The 19206-nt window shown below is 50.4% G+C and carries 17 protein-coding genes and 1 tRNA gene; 6 read left to right on the top strand and 12 right to left on the bottom strand.

The annotated features are described in order from the left end of the window. Positions 1-2 precede the first annotated feature (2 nt). The 3 genes from U6B65_07905 to U6B65_07895 are packed head-to-tail and all read left to right on the top strand — an operon-like array spanning position 3 to position 3335. Entirely contained in the window at positions 3-1592 is a 1590-nt protein-coding gene (locus U6B65_07905) for an ABC transporter substrate-binding protein (protein WRS26277.1), read from the top strand. A gap of 5 nt (positions 1593-1597) precedes the next feature. Beyond that, positions 1598-2395, top strand: coding sequence for an ABC transporter ATP-binding protein (locus tag U6B65_07900; GenBank protein WRS26276.1), 798 nt, complete (start codon positions 1598-1600; stop codon positions 2393-2395). Next, the gene (locus tag U6B65_07895) at positions 2385-3335 is read left to right on the top strand and encodes an ABC transporter ATP-binding protein (GenBank protein ID WRS26275.1); all 951 of its coding nucleotides are present in this window, start codon (positions 2385-2387) and stop codon (positions 3333-3335) included. The genes U6B65_07900 and U6B65_07895 overlap by 11 nt, the downstream gene beginning before the upstream one ends. Positions 3336-3471: 136 nt before the next feature. On the opposite strand, the gene U6B65_07890 is transcribed toward U6B65_07895, so the two are convergent. The 5 genes from U6B65_07890 to U6B65_07870 form a co-directional block, all read right to left on the bottom strand. Continuing rightward, a complete protein-coding gene (locus U6B65_07890) occupies positions 3472-4386 on the bottom strand; it encodes a DMT family transporter (protein ID WRS26274.1) in 915 nt (304 codons plus the stop codon). A 349-nt stretch (positions 4387-4735) separates the two neighbouring features. Next, positions 4736-5461, bottom strand: coding sequence for a methyltransferase domain-containing protein (locus U6B65_07885; protein ID WRS26273.1), 726 nt, complete (start codon positions 5459-5461; stop codon positions 4736-4738). Positions 5462-5842: 381 nt separating this feature from the next. Continuing rightward, positions 5843-5919: transfer RNA gene (locus U6B65_07880), tRNA-Arg, on the bottom strand. A gap of 229 nt (positions 5920-6148) precedes the next feature. After that, complete coding sequence (groL, locus tag U6B65_07875; protein WRS26272.1) at positions 6149-7777, bottom strand: chaperonin GroEL; 1629 nt, start codon at positions 7775-7777, stop codon at positions 6149-6151. A gap of 32 nt (positions 7778-7809) precedes the next feature. Beyond that, complete coding sequence (locus U6B65_07870; protein WRS26271.1) at positions 7810-8094, bottom strand: co-chaperone GroES; 285 nt, start codon at positions 8092-8094, stop codon at positions 7810-7812. A gap of 247 nt (positions 8095-8341) precedes the next feature. Between U6B65_07870 and U6B65_07865 the strand changes: the two genes are divergently transcribed. From U6B65_07865 to U6B65_07855, 3 genes are all read left to right on the top strand, one after another. Continuing rightward, positions 8342-9070: a YdcF family protein gene (locus U6B65_07865; GenBank protein WRS26270.1), complete on the top strand. Its 729-nt coding sequence runs from the start codon at positions 8342-8344 to the stop codon at positions 9068-9070. 165 nt (positions 9071-9235) lie between these two features. Further along, positions 9236-9358: a hypothetical protein gene (locus U6B65_07860; GenBank protein ID WRS26269.1), complete on the top strand. Its 123-nt coding sequence runs from the start codon at positions 9236-9238 to the stop codon at positions 9356-9358. Positions 9359-9400: 42 nt separating this feature from the next. Beyond that, complete coding sequence (locus tag U6B65_07855) at positions 9401-10231, top strand: methyltransferase domain-containing protein (protein WRS26268.1); 831 nt, start codon at positions 9401-9403, stop codon at positions 10229-10231. A 16-nt stretch (positions 10232-10247) separates the two neighbouring features. On the opposite strand, the gene ligA is transcribed toward U6B65_07855, so the two are convergent. From ligA to U6B65_07820, 7 genes are all read right to left on the bottom strand, one after another. After that, positions 10248-12230: an NAD-dependent DNA ligase LigA gene (gene ligA / locus U6B65_07850; GenBank protein WRS26267.1), complete on the bottom strand. Its 1983-nt coding sequence runs from the start codon at positions 12228-12230 to the stop codon at positions 10248-10250. 497 nt (positions 12231-12727) lie between these two features. After that, the gene (gene yunB / locus U6B65_07845; GenBank protein ID WRS26266.1) at positions 12728-13426 is read right to left on the bottom strand and encodes a sporulation protein YunB; all 699 of its coding nucleotides are present in this window, start codon (positions 13424-13426) and stop codon (positions 12728-12730) included. 177 nt (positions 13427-13603) lie between these two features. Beyond that, positions 13604-14287 carry a D-lyxose/D-mannose family sugar isomerase gene (locus U6B65_07840; protein ID WRS26265.1) on the bottom strand — a complete coding sequence of 228 codons (684 nt, stop codon included), beginning with the start codon at positions 14285-14287 and terminating at the stop codon, positions 13604-13606. Positions 14288-14335: 48 nt separating this feature from the next. After that, a complete protein-coding gene (locus U6B65_07835; GenBank protein WRS26264.1) occupies positions 14336-15181 on the bottom strand; it encodes a MurR/RpiR family transcriptional regulator in 846 nt (281 codons plus the stop codon). 90 nt (positions 15182-15271) lie between these two features. Continuing rightward, a complete protein-coding gene (locus U6B65_07830; GenBank protein WRS26263.1) occupies positions 15272-16132 on the bottom strand; it encodes a ketose-bisphosphate aldolase in 861 nt (286 codons plus the stop codon). A 163-nt stretch (positions 16133-16295) separates the two neighbouring features. Continuing rightward, positions 16296-17588, bottom strand: coding sequence for a LysM peptidoglycan-binding domain-containing protein (locus U6B65_07825; protein ID WRS26262.1), 1293 nt, complete (start codon positions 17586-17588; stop codon positions 16296-16298). A 394-nt stretch (positions 17589-17982) separates the two neighbouring features. Beyond that, a complete protein-coding gene (locus U6B65_07820; protein WRS26261.1) occupies positions 17983-18957 on the bottom strand; it encodes an alpha/beta hydrolase in 975 nt (324 codons plus the stop codon). Positions 18958-19206: the final 249 nt, after the last annotated feature.

The raw sequence follows: 19206 nt of genomic DNA, 5'->3' as shown, positions 1-19206 counted from the left end.
CAATGAAAAAACGAGTACTTTCCATGCTGCTTGCGGCAATACTGCTGATGAGCGTGATTACCGGCTGTTCCCAGCCTGGAGGTGAAAGCGCCGGAGCAGATGCTTCTGCCCCGGCGGCAGAGGCATCCACAGAGCAGCAGCCCAAAGATACACACATTAATGTGGCCCTGTTCACCTACATTGAAGGGATGGACCCCGCCATTGACTGGTGCGGATGGAACCTGACCCGCTGTGGCGTGGGTGAAACGCTGATCACAGTCAACGAGAAAATGGAGTTTGAAGGCCAGCTGGCCGATTCGTGGGAGCAGCTGGATGACCTGACCTATAAATTCCATATTCGTCAGGGCGTGCAGTTCAGCAACGGCACTGCACTGACACCCGAGATTGTCAAAGCTTCCATTGAACGGACAGTTGCCACCAACTCCCGGGGTGAAAGCATTAAGCTGGCCAGCGCTGAGGTGGAGGGTGAGTATCTGATCTGCAAAACCACAGAGCCTTTCAGCGCTTTCTTAGCCAACATTACCGAGCCTATGTTTGTCATTGTGGATACAACAGCCGATACAAGCGATTATGCCAGCAAGCCTGTCTGCACCGGCCCTTATTCCGTGGAGGAATATGTTTCGGAAGAAAGAATCGAGCTGGCCTCCAATGAAAGCTATTGGGGCGGCGCACCCGAGATCAAAACCATTACCGTGCGCAATATTGGCAGTGATTCCAAGGCAGATTCCATTCTGGCCGGGGATATTGACCTTGCCCAAGGCCCCGCCGCTACCACCCTTGCACGCATTGAAGGCAACACCCAAGCAATCGAAGCGGTGAAGGTTACCGGCACCCGTGAAAACGATATGCTTCTGAATTGTCGTGAGGGCAGCCCTCTTTCTGATATGCTGCTGCGTCAGGCCCTGTCGTATGGTGTGGACCGTGAGGTCATAGCCAAGGTGGCCGGCAATGGTTACGCCACTGCACTGGGAACTGCATTCCCCTCCACCGTAGGCTACAACTCCGATAAGGTGAACGGCCAGACCTACGATTTGGAAAAGGCCAAGGCACTTCTTGCGCAGGCCGGTTATACCGATAGCGATGGAGATGGTATTGTCGAAAAAGACGGCAGCAAGCTGGTGCTGACTATTTCTCTTGTCAGCTCGGCATTCCCCATTGTATCCGAAGCCTTGCAGGATATGTGGCAGGCCATGGGTGTGGGCATTGAAATTGAAATGCTGGAAAATATCAAAGATAAGCGTGCCAGCGGTGAATTTGACATTCTGGTTTCGGCCGGATGGCAGACTGTGAACGCAGGAGACGGCCAGAAATACCTAATGGAGCGCTGGGGCACCGAAGGAACAGATAACTACGGCAAATACAGCAGCCCGGCCTTTGATGCAGTTATGGGCAAGCTGGATTTGGCCTTCGATCAGCAGGAGCGCCTTGACTGTTTTGTGGAAGCACAGCAGATACTGGCCGATGAAAGCCCCTGTGTTTGGATGTATGCCAACGATAATGTAACGCTGGTCAATACAAACAAGGTTGCCAATGTGACTATTTTCCCCATTGATTATTATTTGATCACCAACGAACTCAAGCTGCCCGCCTGATTGCTATGAGCATTCTTCGGGTTGAAAATTGCAGCATTGCCTATGCAAAAGGTGTGCCGGCGGTGGATGGGGTATCCTTTTCGGTGGAAAAAGGTGAGATTGTCAGCTTGGTGGGTGAAAGCGGCAGTGGCAAAACAACGCTTCTGCGTGCCATTATGGGTATTCTGCCGTCAGGCGGGTGCATCACAGGCGGGCATATCTGGTTTCAGGAGACCGATATCGCCATAGCGGACGAGTCCTCTTTGCGCACCCTTCGGGGCAAGGACATCACCATGATTTTTCAGGACCCCGGCCGCTCGCTGGACCCTATTCAGCGGATTGAGGCCCAATACCGGGAGCTGATTCGGATACACAAGCCACGGTGCCCTTCCGGTCTCTGCCGGGAAATAGCCGAGAGAATGCTTCGGGCCATGCACCTCACCGATGTGGAGCGCATTCTGCATTCTTATCCCATGGAGCTGAGCGGCGGCATGAAACAGCGGGTTGGCATTGCCATGGCCATGACCGCCCAACCCCAGCTTTTGCTGGCGGATGAACCCACCAGTGCATTGGATGTGACCATTCAGGCACAGGTTGTCCATGAAATGCGGCAGCTTCAGGAAAATTTTGCCACCACCATGGTTTTGGTGACACACAATATGGGTGTTGCCTCCTACCTTTCGGATAAAATCGGTGTGATGCATGCGGGCAGGCTTGTGGAGTGGGGGACAAGAGATCAGGTGATTTTTCACCCCAAAGAGGCCTATACCCGCTCTTTGCTGGAAGCAGTGCCTAAAATGGGAGGAAAACGTCTTGCAAGATGAACCCTTTCTGCAAATAACAGAGCTTTCCAAGGAGTTCCCCATAAGGGGAAGATGGCTTCATGCTGTCAACGGTGTTTCGCTGAGTCTGCGGCGGGGGGAGTGTCTGGGGATTGTAGGGGAGAGCGGATGCGGCAAAAGCACACTGGCCAAAATGGCAGCCGGGAGCCTTTCGCCTACTTCCGGCCGTGTTCTGCTGGAAGGTCAGGATATTGGGGCACTGCGTGGCTCAGAGCGCCGTGCTTTCCGCAGCCGAATTCAAATGGTCTTCCAAGACCCGGCCTCCTCCTTTAGCCCTCGTATGAAAATCGGCCGTTACCTTTGTGAGCCGCTGGTGAATTACCGGCACCTTTCAAAAAAGCAGGCTATGCACTCAGCATCCGGTATGCTGGAGCGGGTAGGCCTGCCTGAGGAGTTTCTCAGCCGGTTGCCCCACCAGCTTTCGGGTGGGCAGCTCCAGCGTGTTGCCATTGCCAGAGCCTTGATTATTTCTCCCGATGTGCTGATCTGCGATGAGGCCACAGGCGCTTTGGATGTATCCATACAAAATCAGGTGGCACGGCTGCTTGTGCGCTTGCAGGAGGAAAAGCAGATCACCAGCCTGTTTATCGGCCATGATCTTGCCTTGGTGCGCAGTGTGAGTCAGAGGATAGCGGTGATGTATCTGGGTCATATGGTTGAGCTTTTGGATAGTGAAAGTTTGGTGCAGCAGGCGGCGCACCCCTATACCAAAGCGCTGCTCAGTGCTGCATTTGATGTGTATGGTGACCAGAAGGCGGAAATTCGCCTTCTGGAGGGGGAACCGCCAAGCCCCATGGAGACTTTGGAGAGCTGTCCCTTTGCAGGCCGGTGCCCGCAAAAATTAGAGCGGTGTACCTGTCAGAAGCCGGAGCCGAAAATGTTGGGACCCGATCATCAGGTTGCGTGCCATATTTGTGTGTAGCAAAATCAGTATTTTTGCCAATCGTTGTCAGGCTGTAATTGATCAAAATGAAAATATCCGTGTAAGCCGCTATATTTGGGCTTACACGGATATTTTTTATAAGTTAATGATGGCCGATGAGACCATTCTCTCGAAATTACTCCTGATTTTCCTGCATATCGGGTACGGGTTGTTTTCGATCAGCAACTACACTGAAAATAACGCCGCCCAAGATCAGTGCGGCTCCCAGAATAAAGGTCAGGCCAATGGATTCATGTAAAAAGAAAAAGCCCAATAAGGCGGCCACCATAGGCTGGAGAGGATAGAACAGCGCACAGCGCCCGGCTTCGATCATTGAGAGGCTCTTGTTCCACAATACGTTTGTCAGAGCTGTGCAGACAAGCCCCAGATAAAGGAGCCCCAGCAGGGTGCCCGGCTGCAAAAGATTGGTTTGGGGGCCGGTGGCCAGCTCATAGGCCGTGAAAGGAATTGTGCAAACAAACGCAACCAAAACCCCATGGGCGGTTATCGTCATTGGCTCATATTTTGCTGAAAGCTTTTTAGCAAAAATCGAGGTGAGCGACCATGAGACCACCGCCAGCAGGCAAGCAATTACACCGAGCACTGCGCCACCCTGAATTCCGCCCCCAAGGATAATATATACACCAATAATGGCCGAGGTGACGGATATAATCTTAGTCAGGGTGATTTTTTCTTTCAGAAACACCAAGGCAAAGATAATCATGGAAATGGGGTTCAGCGCATTCAGCAGGGATGCAAGGCTGGCTCCCAACAGTTTTGTCCCCACAAGCTGCGCACTCATGGTGACAAAATAGCCCACAACGCCGATAAAAACAATCCATTTAATATCCTGACGCTCAATTTTTTGCGGATTTTTCTTTTTGTAGAGTATGTAAAGAACAATCCCGGAGGTAAGATAACGTGCAAAAAGAACGGTAAATGGCTCAACAGAGGTTAAAAGATATTTGCTCACTACATACAGGCTGCCCCATGCACTGGTGGTAATAATAAGAAAAAGATAGGCTAAGGACTTGGTTTTGCTGGGATTCATTAAAAACACTTCCTATAAAATATAAAAATCCAGTGGGAATGGCTGACTCTCTTTCGTGGGCAAGCAGATGCCATAAAGCCAATTCTTATCCTAATAAATTGGGATGTTTGGTGCTATACACCTATATACCTGCAATTGAGGGTCTCAAAACACATTCCATTATAGCTTATAGCGTATGCATTAAACAAGGGCAGTCTATACCAATAAAAAATAGGAAATTGGCAATATAAGCAAAATATATACAAAAAAGCGAAACAAGTGGCTTGCCGATTTGAAATTTATTTATTTGATAAATAGAAGAAGCCGATTCTGAAAACGAATCGGCTTCTTGGCGAAATACAAAACGTACTTAAATCACTTTAGCTATAAATTGAATCAAATTAAAATACTTGCCACCCTCGGCCTGCATCATTTTGATATCGCCGGCAACAACGGGATGATAGGCGGTCAGCCATTCGCTCCACGCCTGCTTGCAGCAAGCCATTTCACAAATATCTACAATTTCTAAGCCACTTGTTTTCAGCCATAAATCTTTCCACCAATCAATTGAGCGTATTGTCCTCGCTACTTCATCATTCCAGAACGGCTGCATTTCCTCGGGCACATTGCTTCCAAATTCATATTTCAGCCCGGGGATTGACACAGCGATATAGCCCCCTTTTTTTACGAATGGCATGAGTGATGGGAGCATTTCCTCTGTGCAGCCAAAATAATGGTAAGCATCCACGGTGAAAAGCAGGTCAAAATACCCGTTCGCAAAAGGCAATCCTTTGGTTGCATCCACGGAAATTGGAACGGCCCTATCCGCAATCCCGATAGACTGAAAACGTTCATAGTTTTCGGTGGGTGAAATCCAAAGATCGGCGGCAAAGACAGAAGCACCATATTTCTTGGCCAACAAAAGCGTGGAAAGACCGCAGCCGCAGCCAAGATCAAGGATTCGCATATCTTCTTTAATGGTCAGGTGTGAGGCCATTTCTTCTGCCACTCGCAGGGCGTTTGGCCCCATCATATTGGATCTCAAGAAATCCACATTTTTATCGCTTAACATAAACTGGTTTGTAAATGAATACATAACAATCTTCCTTTCTAATTTTGCCTTATAGAAAGAAAACAAAAAAGCGCAGTATTTCACTGCGCTACAAATCACACCATTATAAGAAATGGATATCGATTCAATCTGTAAGGCAGTTTTTGCAACACAAACAAGAGCAGAAAAACTGCTCACCTTATGTGCTTAACATAAATCCTTACTGCATGACCGACATCAATACACTCCCTCTTTCTTTAGCTTACTTTACCATGGCATAATCATTATGTCAATGCAGAAAACGGCGTGATCACCAAAAATGTATAGAATTAATTCGTAGCCGAACTTATATTGAAGGTCATATGGTTTTTATAAAAAAACAGGCTAAAACAAATGCGATTTCGCATCTGTTTTAGCTTGTTCATTTGGTACGCCCGACTGGATTCGAACCAGCGACCTTTAGAGTCGGAGTCTAACGCGCTATCCAACTGCGCTACGGGCGCATATACAAGGGCAAAATTGCCTGATCATAAAACAACAATCTGCAGTTCACCGGAATATGAATTCCCTTGTCCCACAAAATTGCTTTCTCATTATACACCAAGCACCTGATTCTGTCAAACGATTTTGAATAAAATACAGGTGAAACAAGGCTTTATAGCGAAAAAGAACCCGCCGTTACAATCGGCGGGTTCCTGAAAGGAAAAGACTTTTAGGTTTGAGTTCAGCGGCTTAGTACATACCGCCCATGCCGGGGTTGGGCATTGCAGGTGCGGCATTCTCTTCCTTAATATCGGAAACAAGGGATTCAGTGGTCAGCACCATGCTGGCAACAGAAGCAGCATTCTGGAGAGCACTGCGGGTAACCTTGGCAGGGTCTACGATGCCGGCGGCAATCATATCGCCATAGACTTCCTTCTGAGCGTCAAAGCCGAAGCCGACCTTGCCGTTGGCCAGAATTTTGTCGATGATCACAGAGCCTTCCAGCCCGGCGTTGGCAGCGATCTGGCGAGCGGGCTCTTCCAAAGCTCTGCGAACGATTTTAGCACCGGTTTTCTGATCGCCCTCAGCGGATTCAATGATCTTCTCAACAACGGGAATGGCGTTGAGGAAAGCAGTACCGCCGCCTGCATTGATGCCTTCTTCAACAGCGGCCTTGGTGGCAGCCAGAGCATCTTCAATGCGGAGCTTCTTCTCTTTCATTTCGATCTCGGTAGCAGCACCAACCTTGATAACAGCAACACCGCCGGCCAGCTTAGCCAAACGCTCCTGCAGCTTCTCGGTGTCAAATTCGCTGGTGGAAAGCTCCATTTCGGTGCGAATCTGCTTGATGCGGTCGGCAATGGCGGCTTTGTCGCCTTCGCCATCTACGATAACGGTGTTTTCCTTCTGGATCACAACCTGATGGGCACGGCCCAGATCTTCGAGGGTAGCTTCTTTCAGATCAAGACCCAGCTCTTCGCTGATGACCTGGCCGCCGGTGAGGGTGGCAATATCCTTGAGCATTTCTTTTCTGCGATCGCCGAAGCCGGGGGCCTTGACACCAACGCAGGTAAAGGTGCCGCGCAGACGGTTGACCAGCAGAGTAGCCAGTGCTTCGCCTTCGATATCCTCAGCGATGATAACCAGCTTTTTGCCGCCCTGAACAATCTGCTCCAGCAGGGGGAGAATTTCCTGAATGTTGCTGATTTTCTTATCGGTGATCAGGATGTAGGCGTCGTCGATAACGGCCTCCATCTTGTCGGTGTCGGTAACCATGTAGGGGGAGATGTAGCCACGGTCAAACTGCATGCCTTCCACAACATCGGTGTAGGTTTCGGCAGTTTTGGATTCCTCAATGGTAATAACACCATCGGCGGTGACCTTATCCATTGCTTCGGCAACCAGCTTGCCGATTACTTCGTCGCCGGAAGAAACGGTGGCGACACGGGCAATGTCGGCATTGCCGGAAACTTTCTGGGAGTTTGCTTTGATTGCATCCACAGCGGAATCAACAGCCAGCTGAATGCCTCTTTTCAGATCCATGGGGTTGGCACCGGCGGCAACATTCTTCATGCCTTCCCGAACCAGAGCCTGAGCCAGCAAAGTAGCGGTGGTGGTGCCATCACCTGCGGCATCGTTGGTCTTGGTAGCAACTTCCTTGACCATTTGAGCGCCCATGTTCTCAAAAGCGTCTTCCAGCTCAATATCCTTGGCGATGGTTACACCATCGTTGGTGATGAGGGGAGAACCAAATTTCTTATCCAGAACAACATTGCGGCCCTTGGGTCCCAAAGTGATTTTTACAGTATCGCTGAGCTTGTCAATACCGGCCTGAAGAGCCTTGCGGGCTTCTTCGCCATAAATAATCTGCTTTGCCATAGAGTATCTTCCTCCAAATCTTAAAATTTTATTTATTCAACAATTGCGAGAATATCAGACTGCCGAAGGATGGTGTAATCCTCACCATCAATTTTGACCTCGGTGCCGGCATATTTGCTGATGAGGATTTTATCGCCCACATCCACATACATGTCCACATCCTTGCCGTCAACCAATCCGCCGGGGCCAACTGCTACTACCTCGGCTACCTGGGGCTTTTCCTTAGCGGAGCCTGCCAGAATGATTCCACCCTTGGTTTTTTCATCCGCTTCCACCATCTTGATTACAACACGGTCAGCAAGTGGCTTGATTGTCATGTCCATTCCTCCTACTATTATTTTAAAAATGTATTGTTTAATTTAGCACTCCAATATCATGAGTGCTAATACTTATTGTACCCGATTTTTCTAAAAAATCAAGAGGGATTTTTAATTTTTCTTCGGTTTTGGCTAATCTTTACAATTTGTTAACGCTCTGTTTTTCTGGCTACCAAGCCACTGCGGTTGTCTGCACAGGCAAAAACTGCTATACTCTTGTGTATACTAAAGCGGCGGGAGGCTTTTTATGAAGCAGCTTTTTTTAGGGGCAGGGGTATTTTGCCTGTTATTTGCCGTGATTCCCTTGTTTTTCTATGGCGTTTTCAACCAAGGGGTTACGGCTTTGGCAGTAGCCGGGCTTTTCTTCCTTCTGCTGGTTTATAAGTGGGAGGATTGGGCGAGGCTCCGGCATATTTTGCTGCCTTTTATGGCGGTGGGGCTGATTGGTGCCGCTTTTTTAAGCATGCGGATGGGGGAGGCCGGTTGGCGCAATCAGGTCACCCATCAGCCGGTGGATGGCGTGGTAGTGCTGGGCGGCAAAATCCGGGGCGACCAACCCACTTTGGTGTTGGGGCGGCGGCTGGATAAAGCTGCGGCTTATCTTTTGGAAAATCCCCAGCTTCCTTGTGTGGTTACCGGCGGACAGGGGGCGGATGAGGAATACACCGAGGCCAGCATTATGGCGGCCTATCTGGAGCGGGCGGGGGTTGCCCCTCACCGGATTTTGCAGGAGGATCAATCGGTGAACACCCAGCAGAATCTGGCTTTTGCGGCCGCTCTGCTGCCGGAGGGAACCCAGTCGGTGGTGATTGTCACCGATGGCTTTCACCAGCTTCGAGCAGGCATCTACGCCAAAATGGCGGGGCTGGAGGGCATTGCCCTTTCCTCCAAGACACCGTGGGGACTGCTGCCTGCCTATTGGGTGCGGGAATGGGCGGCCATCGGCGTGGCTTTTGTGAAATCGCTGGCTGTGTGAGCCGAACCTATGCTGAAGGATGCTCCCGGCGGCTTCGGCAAGATAATCTCCGTTGACATGCAGAGCCATACGGTATAAAATAGAGATACAATTTAACAAAAAGGTGATGAATATCCGGCGTGCCCGACACCACAAAATCGGTGGTGTGGATGCGGCTGGAAAAGAGTGGATAAAATCAACGCAATAGGTGAAAAGCAACCGCTTGAAGGTTTTGTTTTTGTGCCTGCTGTTTGGTTTTATTTTACTCTTAAACGGATCTTCACCGCAAGAAGAGAAGCCGTAGAGTAAAATCTACGGCTTTTTTATTTTGCAGCAAAAGGAGTGCTTTTTATGTATAACAATATCTTTGAGAGCTTGGAGCGGCCTGTGCTTTATAAGCAAAGTGAGGCCAATTTCTGGGACGATGAGCACATTTCAATGCATCTGCTCAAAGCGCATCTTGACCCGGAATACGAAGGTGCAAGCCGGAATCTGCGCTTTATTGAGCAGTCGGTGAAATGGATTCGAGAAATCACGCCACCCTCCCGGTATCCACAAGTGCTGGATATCGGCTGTGGGCCGGGGCTGTATGCCGAACGGTTCTGCCAATCCGGCTATCAAGTAACCGGCCTTGATTTTTCAAAGCGATCCATAGAATATGCTGCTGGCTCCGCTGCCAGACAGGGCTTGGATATAGCCTATATTTATCAGGATTATCTGAAAATGGATTATGACAATGCCTTTGATTTGGCAGCGTTTATTTACTGCGACTATGGAGCTCTGTCAACCGAAAACAGAGCGGCTATACTGCGAAAAATATACCATAGCCTAAAAAGTGGCGGAAAACTGATTTTGGATGTGTTCTCCATGGTCAAGTATAACGAATTTGAAGAATTAAAGACTTGGCAGGTATGCGAAGAAGGGGGCTTTTGGAGTGCGGAAAAATACCTGTTATTGAATGCACAATACAGGTATCCCGACCATAGAACACTGGAGAAAATCGCTGTCATCACCGAGAGCGCAATCAAAGAATACTGCATATGGAATTGCTGCTACACGCCGGAAACCCTTACAAAAGAGGTGCATGAAGCAGGGTTTAGAAAGTTTGAGCTATTCAGTGATGTGAGCGGCAAACCTTATAGGAAAGAAAGCCCAACCCTTGCCATGCTTTTGGAAAAATAGGAAACCATTCGGCGGATTAACCTTCCAGCAAAGCCAGAAGCTGTGCTTCATCCAGTATCGTGATGCCAAGGGATTGGGCCTTAGTCAGCTTGCTGCCCGCCTCTTCACCGGCCACAACATAGCCTGTCTTTTTGGAAACGCTGGAGGTTACCTTACCGCCCGCATCCTCAATTCGTTTTTTAGCATCGTCCCTTGTCAGCGTGGGCAGAGTGCCGGTGAGAACAAAGGTCATCCCGGCCAGCTTATCGGAGGATACCGCTTCCAGCCCCACCATATTCACCCCGGCCTCCTCCAGCCGGGCAATGAGATGCTGGTTGCCTGCGGCTGCAAAGAAGTCAGATACATTTTTTGCCATAACCCCACCTAGCCCGTCAATAAGAGAAATTTCCTCCTGACCGGCGGCCATCAGTGCAGTCATAGTTCCAAAGCGTCGGGTCAAAAGCTGGGCCGCCCGCTGGCCGATGTTGCGAATACCCAAAGCGAAAAGCAAACGGCTCAGGTCCTGTTTTTTAGAAGCCTCAATGGCGTCCAGAAGGTTCTGGGCGCTTTTTTGCGCCATGCGCTCCAGCGTGAGGAGCTGCTCCAAGGTCAAAAAGTAAAGATCGGCAGGGGAGGAAACCATCCCGGCACCCACCAGATTTTCCACCACTGCGGGCCCCATACCCTCAATATCCATGGCGCCCCGGGAGGCAAAGTGAATCAGATTGCGCAGAAGCTGTGCGGGGCATTCCAGATTGGGGCAGCGCAGAGCCGCTTCCTCCTCCAGCCGCACAACCTGCGCCCCGCAGGAAGGGCAATGCCCGGGCAGCTGGTAAACCTCAGCTCCTTCCTGATGTAAGGCTACCCCTACCACCTCGGGGATGATATCCCCGGCCTTGCGGACCACGATGGTATCGCCCACCGAAATCCCCTTTTGGGTGATGTAATCCTGATTGTGGAGCACAGCCCGGGTAACCGTGGTGCCCGCCAGCGTAATGGGTGAAAAAACGGCGGTGGGGGTGAGCACCCCGGTGCGGCCCACCTGCACCTGAATTTCCAGCAAGATGGTTTCTTTTTCCTCAGGGGGATATTTGTAGGCAACTGCCCATTTGGGGAACTTGGAGGTGCTGCCCAGAGTGATCCGCTGATCAAAGTCATCCACCTTGACTACAGCGCCGTCAATATCAAAGGAAAGCTTGCCCCGGCTTTCGCCGATGGCCTCTACCCCCCCGATCACCGCCTGTATGCTGTCAAACACCCGGTAGGAAGGGGATACCTGAAAGCCAAGCTCCGCCAGAAAATCCAGCGATTCTTTATGGCCGGAAAGCGCCCTCCCTTCAATCTGCTGAATGTTGAACACATAGATGGAAAGCTTGCGCTGAGCGGTAATGGCGGCATTCTTTTGCCGGAGAGAGCCCGCCGCCGCATTGCGGGGATTTTTAAAGGGCTGCTGTTCCTCCAGCTCCTGCTGCTGAACCAGCTGCTCAAAGGATTCCCGAGGCATAAAGACTTCGCCCCGCACCTCCAAAAAAGGCACAGGTTCCCGGAGACGCAGAGGAATAGCTTGTATGGTTTTCAGATTGGCGGTGACATCCTCGCCCACAAGGCCATCACCCCGGGTGGAGCCCCGTACCAGCAGGCCGTCACGGTATTCCAGCGATACCGAAAGCCCATCGATTTTGGGCTCCACCACATAGCGGGGACTTTCCACCTTTTCCCGCACTCGCCGGTCAAAGGCCCCCAGCTCCTCCAGATCAAACACATCCTGCAAGGAGCCCATCTGCACCGTATGGGGTACCGGGGCAAAGGTATTGGTGGCTTTGCCGCCCACCCTTACTGTGGGAGAATCGGGGGTTTGCAGCTCGGGGAACTGCTCCTCCAGCTCCAGAAGCTGGTGAAGCAGACGGTCGTATTCATAGTCCTCCAGCTCAGGGCTATCCAGATCGTAGTAAAGGTGCATATGGTACTCCAGCGTTTTACGAAGCTCTGTAATCTGCTGGCTTGCTTTTTCTAAATCCATAAAAATCCTCTTTTTCCAGTATGTTCAGGGGTTTTATCTGTTTAAAGCTAGTATGCCAAAAATACCATCCGTCTTACAACCACGGGAGAAAAGGGCCTCCACTGTTGCCAAGGAAGGCTTTTTTCTTTGATGACTTTCTTTTTCTGCCAAAAAGAAAGTCGTTGCCTGCACGGCATCAGTGCGACCGAAAGGTAAAAATTCACACACTGCTATATTACGACTCTGGGGGGTACCAAGGGGGAGCGCCCCCTTGGCGATTCTTTGCATCCTTTCTCATCGTGGAGAAAGGATGTGCCCGCCGCACGGCATGAGTGCGGAAGTATTGAATTGTAGATTGATAAAACCATGGAAAGCAATTTTATGATACAATCATTGCTTTCCAGATAGTATACCATATTTTAACACGAAATTGGGGGAAACATGTAGTCTCGATTTGTCTGTAGGCATAACAAAACCGACCCGAATTTTCCACAAAGAAAAGCCGGGTCGGTTGAAAATTAAGAAGCCACAGGCGGCAGTATGGGGGAAAGGGTGGGCCGGCTCTGGCCGCCTAAATCCACCACTGTATCGGGAATTTTGCCCACTATAACGGTTTCGGCCACACAGTAGTTGGTGACCACCTCCGACTGGATGGTATAGCCGGGAACCAGCACCGAAATCTGAAAGCTGACCTGTAAGATAATTTGGTGGAGGGTCTGGTTGATACCGGCCTGTGTAAATTCATTTTGCAGTTCTGTCTGCACATACCCGGTGGGGATCACCTTAATCTCCAGCTCGGGGCCAAGCCCGGAAGTAAGCTGTGAGCCCAGCAGGGTTCCTATGGGAATGTAGACCCGCAGCTTTTCCTGATCGTGGACCGCCGCCAGCACCTTTTCGGTGACCTGTGCTTTCAGCGTGTTCACAGCCACCATGTTGGTCTGGATGGAGGTGATTTCGCCCAAATCATTCTTGGTGATATCCACCAACGAGCTATAAGAAATATCGTCTGCTTCCAGCTGCTCCAGCATGGCATCGTTGATGGTTTTCACAGCAAATACCCGGGCCTGATGCTCGGCCACCGTTTCGATAACGGCACGCAAGCGGCCTTCCAGTATAACAAAGCCGGCAATCAGCACACCGATCATAAAAAGCAGAATCCATTGCCGGGCTGTATGAATCCGATCCCGGGAACGCCACCGCCGAACTGGTTTTCTCACCCTGCCACCCCACCTGTCTGATAATTCCATTTAGTTAAGCATATTCAGCGGAAGGGTAAATTGTGCGGTTTTCTGTGCCTTTAACGCAAAAGTGGCCCGAAACAGTGTGGAAATTTGCATTTATCCACTGTTTTCAGGCCAAAAGGTTAAAAGGGAGAGATGGATCAAAGAATCCGATTAGTGAAGTGGGCCAGGGTATTCTGTGCACAGAAGCCGATAAGGGGCCTCATCTTCTTCAATGGCGGGAAAGCGCCCGATGGGCTCATAAAAGCGGTTGTCGTTTTCATCGTCATTGCACATGGAGACTTCACCCAGCAGCACAGGGCCGCCTGTTTCGGGAACCTGAAAATCGTGGTAGAGATAAGGTGTAATGGTGATGCTTTCCCCGGGGCAAAGGCGGATTTTGGTTCCGGCTTTTACCACCGAAAGCTTGCCATCGGTGCTGACCAATACATCGGTATCCAGCCGGGAGCCATCCTCGGCGCCGTTGTAAACGGTGATATAAACCTCGTTGCCGCCCCGGTTTATAATATCCTCCATCTTGTTCCAGTGGTAATGGAGAGGTGCGGTCTGCCCTTCATAGAGCATCAGCAGCTTTTCGGCGTAGGTTTTGGGGTATTGTGGCAGAAGCTGATTGCCATTGCGGATGGTCAGCAATGAAAAGCCGATTTTATCAAACTGCCCCAAGCCATAGTCGGTGATATCCCAACCCAGCTTGTTATCACGGATTTCATCGTATTCCCGGCCTTTATCCGCCCAATCCTTCGGGCTCCAGCGGGCAAAAGGCGGCGGGGCGAAATGCAGCTCTTCCAGCAGCTTTTCCATATCCCTGATGACAGTGTTGATGTGCGAACGTTTCACAGATCATCCCTCCCATATTCACGGGCCTTGCCCGTTGCCGTGTTTCACTCAGAGCTTTAGCTCAGACATGATGATTTCCGGATTGTCGGCGCCGCTGGCGGCAATCTGCTCCCGGTTGGCTACAAAACGCAGCAGCGTTTCGATAATAGACATTTCTCGGATATAGGAATAGTTTTTATCGCCGGAAAGTGAACCCTCCCCCATACCGGAGGAAAACAGATAATCCGCCAAGGCAGAAACAGGGGAGCAGTCGTGGGCGGAAATGGCAACAGTCACAAGCCCTTTTTCCTTTGCCAGCTCCATGGCCTGTATCACCTGCTTGGAGCTGCCAGATTGAGAAATAGCAATGAGAATATCGCCGCTTCCGGCCAGATTCACATGGTTCATCATGCATTCTGGCACCATATTGTAGGTGCTGCGTATCCCCAGCCTGCCAAGGCGAAAGCCCATATACTGCGCCAGAGGGCTGGTGTTGCCCACCGCCGCCAGATGCACCTGCGGGCAGGCACGAATCAGCTCCACGCATTTTTCCAGCTTCTCTTGGCTGAGGCGCTGGCCGATTGCTGCAATGCCCGCTGCCAGCTTTTGCAGATACCCTGCCGCTGTATCCTCGGGGACACTCTCTAAATAAGCCTCGGTGCTCTGCTGGCGGCCCAGATCCCGGGCAAGATAGATTTTCATCTGGTAATAACCTTCGTAGCCCACATGCTTGCAGAACCGCACAATGGTTGCATCGCTGACCCCGCTTTCCCGGGCCAGTTCCGAAACATTGGCGTTTATGGCGGTCTGTGGGTTTTGGAGGATATAATCCGCTACCTTTCTTTCGGCTGAAAAAACCTGATGGTATTGCTCTCGTATAACCTCCAGAACCGACCGTTGGGAAATAGGCTGCATTTTTCATCTTCCTTGCAAGTGAAATAGTTGGTTCCTCTATGAGTATATTGCCCCGGTTTTGAAATTAGACCGGGGCAGGCTTGTCACTGTTCAGTAGAGAGAGGCCTTTTGAGCCGCCTCGAAAAGCTGAATTTTATGGCGGGCAACTTCCTGCATAGCGGCGATACAAGGCGGCTGAATGGTGTTGGGTTCACGCAGACCCGCATCGGAAAGCACCTCCCGCATTTTTATGTAATAGGCTGCCTTGATATCGCTGGAAATGTTGATTTTGTTGATACCAAAGGTAACGGAACGGCTGATTTCCTCATCCGGGTTGCCGGAGCCGCCGTGCAGCACCAGAGGGATGGAAACCTTTTCTTTGATTTCCCGGAGCAGTTCCAACCGCAGTTTGGGAATCATCCCTTGGGGATACAGCCCGTGAGAGGTGCCGATGGCAATGGCCAGTGTATCCACCCCGGTGGCCTTTACAAATTCCACCGCATCGGCCGGGTTGGTGTAGATAATTTCGTTGGTGCCGTATTCGGCTTCCCGATCGGTGGAGCCGATGGTTCCCAGCTCACCCTCCACCGAGACATCCACCGTATGGGCGGCCTCCACCACCTTTTGGCAAATGGCAATGTTCTCCCCAAAGGAAAGAGAGGAGCCATCGATCATCACCGAGGTAAAGCCGCATTGGATGGCCTCCATAATCTGGCCAAAGGTGGCGCCGTGATCCATGTGGATGCAGGCAGGAATAGCAGATTTCCGGGTTCTTTGCACGATAGCGGGCAAAAGATCCGCCCCGATATGCCGCAGTTCATCGGGATGAATGGCAATGATAACAGGGGAGTGCATTTCTTCCGAGACTTCCATGATTCCTTTAAACATGGAATAATCGCTGATGTTGAAAGCAGGAACCGCAAAATTGTTTTTGTTTGCCACAGCCAGAAGGTCACGCATATTCAGCAGCATACTAAACAGCCCCTTTCAAGTTTGACTAAAAAATAAAATTTCTTATGTACCATAGACCTTTTTAGGAGAGTTTTGGGTCTATGCCTCGATTATAGTCAAATTCAAAGAAGCTGTCAATGAATCGGTGAAATTAAATTTCTCAACATGCACAATAAACGTTTGCTTACATTTGGCGGGTCACTTTGCGGATATAAAACATGGCGTTGATTAAGGCCCAGTTTTGGGCAAAAGGCCGCATAGTGTTCCAGTAGCCTGCACCAAGGAGCTTTTTCTCCAGAATCAGGTTCAGCTTTGCCTGAATGCTGCGGACATCCTCGAACCAAACCGCATGAGCCCGCCCGCTTCCATCGGTGTATTCAAAGAAGGGGGATTGGGCGGTGGTATCAAATCGGATTTCCGCTCCATATTGGGCGGCGATCTGCACGGCATACTGGTTGCCGATGGTTGTGGCGGCGGTTACCCCTTGCTCAAAGGGCAGAATCCAGTTGTAGCCATAATTGGGAATACCCATCAGCATTTTATAGGCAGGAATAGCCGTTAGGGCATAATCCACCACCTGACGCACCTGCGGAATGGGAGCCACAGCCATAGGCGGGCCATAGGTATAACCCCACTCATAGGTCATCAGCAGAACTGTGTTGGCGGCGGCCCCCAGTGCCGGGTAGTCGTGGCCCTGATATAAAAGCCCCGGTTGATCAGGCGAAACCTTGGGTGCCAAATCCACGTTAACTGTATAGCCCTCGGCATTGAGCCGGGTGGTAATGTTCTGCACAAAACCAATGAAGGCTTCCCGGTCGGTGGCCTGTATAAATTCAAAATCCACATCCAGCCCCATATAGCCCTTTTCGCGCATTTTTTCTAAGATACGGTCAATGACCCGATTTTGCAGGATGACATTCTGGAAAAGCAGGCTGGCCCGCTCACTGCTGAAATTACCCTCTTCTGTGATAGAGGAAAGCAGCATAATGGGGGCAACCTGAAATTGGATTGCCAGCTGAATCAGCTGGTCATCCGGTGTTTCGATGAGATCGCCATCCTCGGTAAAGCCGTAGCCGAAAATGGTCAGGTTGGTAAGAAATGGGAGCACCCGCAGAATCACGTTCCGGTTGATGTGGGGATAGGCATAGCCGTTGACAAAAATCTCCCCCAGCTTTGCCCCCCGATAAGAAACTGTAATCTGCTGGCCGGGCTGCAAAATAGGCTCAGAGGCCAGATAGGGGTTATTTTGCAGCAGGGAAATTACTGTGGTGCCGTATTCCCGTGCAATGCCATAGAGGGTATCGCCGGGCATAACCGTGTGGATCACCGCTGGGAACTGAATGAGCAAAGCCTGCCCCACCACAAGGTTGTTTTGATTTTCCAATCCATTGTCGGTGATAAGCTTTGCGGGGGAAACGCCGAAATTCCGGGCGATACCCGCTAGGGTATCCCCACGCTGGACAACATAAATCTGCATCCGAGCAACCGCCTTTCCAAATAGAATACAAGGCCTCCAAACCATTTATCAGTTGGCTCTATGCTATATTCTATTCCGGCTGAGGCCGCTTTTTGCCTGAACTTTGGATCAAACCCTAAAAATCCATGTCCGGTCTTCATACTGCCAATAAAAAAGCACAGCCCCTCAAAGAAGCTGTGCTGAGGGTGTAGACGAAAGTCTACACCCTCTATGGGGGCATCCAATGCCCCCATATTCCCCCGGATTGCGCCACTTTGGCGCAAAAAGTGGTATTCCTTCGTCGAAATCAATTCGACTTCGGAAGAATTACGAATCTAAATCTAGGTGTCTGCTATTTGATGACCGTTATATCTAAATACCGAGCACAACCCCAAAAGGAGTTGCGCTCGGTATTCTATATGCTGGCGGCGGGCTGGTTTTCCGCAGTCTCCTGTGAAGGTGCGGCGGTGTGCTGATTCAGCCAGTTGACGATATCCGCAAAAATCTGCTCCCGATTCACTTCCATCCAAAAGGCATGGGAGCCGCCTCGGTAAATAATGGTGGTCAGGTCCATCAGGCCGCTTTTTTCGAGAAGAGAGGTAATGGTCCGGGTGGCCTTTCCAAACCGGGAAAAAGGGTCTTTATCCCCAGAAAACAGCATAAGGGGCAAATCCTTGGGCAGGCATCGGGCCCAGTTGCGCCACGAAACCCCCAGCAGCAAAGAGAGCATATCCCGATACACCGCGGCTGTGGGCACAAAGTTGCACCATTTATCTTCCAAAAAGGCCTCCAGTGCCACCGGATCACGGCTGAGCCACTCCTGGCTGTTTTTTCGCTGATCCTGACAGTAGCAGTTCATATTTAAACAATCCAGAAGCTCTTCTGTCCGGTAATGGATTCCATGCTTATCAATAACTGTTTTAATCCGATGCTCCATAAAAGGGCGCCGAAACACATTGATCTGAGAAGCGCCCAAAAGGCAGCCATCAAGGCTTTCCTTGTATTTGGTCATATATAGCCTTACGATAAAGCCGCCGGTGCCCTGCCCAAGCATAAAATAAGGAATATTGGGCCAGCTTTGCTTCATCAGCCGGTAAAGCCTGCGGGTATCCCGAACCACATGAACAGCACCACCGCTTTCGCTGGAAAACCCAAGGGATTCCGCATCACGGGCGCTTCGTCCGTGACCCAGATGATCCTCCCCACAGACAATATAACCCCGCTCCGCCAGATAGTTTGCAAAATCGGAATAAAGCTCAATGTATTCATGCAGGCTGTGGCTGATCTGCACAATGCCCCGTATCGGCTGGCAGGTGGGCTGCCAAGCGGTGGCGGCAATCACATCCACGCCGTTTGCGCTTTGATACCGTATTTCCTCTGTTTTAACCACGACCGGACTACACCTCCACGGCAGTAATTTTATGTTTTTTTAAGAAAGAGTCGGTAAAATACACCGAAAGCTTCCATGTGATTTTAGCAGGCTCTTTTTTCAAAGTCTCATTTCATCAACAAAACCTACGGTAAATATAGAAATCAGAGGTTCTGTGACTATAGTATAGAGCATTTACATGAATATTTGGTGACCTTGAAATGAATTTTGAGATGCTTTTATTAATAAAATTTTTAGCTCTTTTATGAA

The organism is Oscillospiraceae bacterium MB08-C2-2 (genome assembly GCA_035621215.1).
Taxonomy (GTDB): domain Bacteria; phylum Bacillota; class Clostridia; order Oscillospirales; family Ruminococcaceae; genus WRAV01.
The sequence above is the reverse complement of the archived record's forward strand: the minus strand, read 5'-3'. Positions and strand labels throughout refer to the sequence as shown.

Bases quoted from the DNA above. Each gene is read 5' to 3' on its own strand.
- U6B65_07825 (WRS26262.1), bottom strand. From the start codon at position 17,588: ATGCAGATTTATGTTGTCCAGCGTGGGGATACCCTAGCGGGTATCGCC.
- U6B65_07905 (WRS26277.1), top strand. From the start codon at position 3: ATGAAAAAACGAGTACTTTCCATGCTGCTTGCGGCAATACTGCTGATG.
- U6B65_07830 (WRS26263.1), bottom strand. From the start codon at position 16,132: ATGCTGCTGAATATGCGTGACCTTCTGGCTGTGGCAAACAAAAACAAT.
- U6B65_07855 (WRS26268.1), top strand. From the start codon at position 9,401: ATGTATAACAATATCTTTGAGAGCTTGGAGCGGCCTGTGCTTTATAAG.
- U6B65_07865 (WRS26270.1), top strand. From the start codon at position 8,342: ATGAAGCAGCTTTTTTTAGGGGCAGGGGTATTTTGCCTGTTATTTGCC.
- U6B65_07900 (WRS26276.1), top strand. From the start codon at position 1,598: ATGAGCATTCTTCGGGTTGAAAATTGCAGCATTGCCTATGCAAAAGGT.
- U6B65_07885 (WRS26273.1), bottom strand. From the start codon at position 5,461: ATGTATTCATTTACAAACCAGTTTATGTTAAGCGATAAAAATGTGGAT.
- groL (WRS26272.1), bottom strand. From the start codon at position 7,777: ATGGCAAAGCAGATTATTTATGGCGAAGAAGCCCGCAAGGCTCTTCAG.
- U6B65_07890 (WRS26274.1), bottom strand. From the start codon at position 4,386: ATGAATCCCAGCAAAACCAAGTCCTTAGCCTATCTTTTTCTTATTATT.
- U6B65_07870 (WRS26271.1), bottom strand. From the start codon at position 8,094: ATGACAATCAAGCCACTTGCTGACCGTGTTGTAATCAAGATGGTGGAA.
- ligA (WRS26267.1), bottom strand. From the start codon at position 12,230: ATGGATTTAGAAAAAGCAAGCCAGCAGATTACAGAGCTTCGTAAAACG.
- U6B65_07835 (WRS26264.1), bottom strand. From the start codon at position 15,181: ATGCAGCCTATTTCCCAACGGTCGGTTCTGGAGGTTATACGAGAGCAA.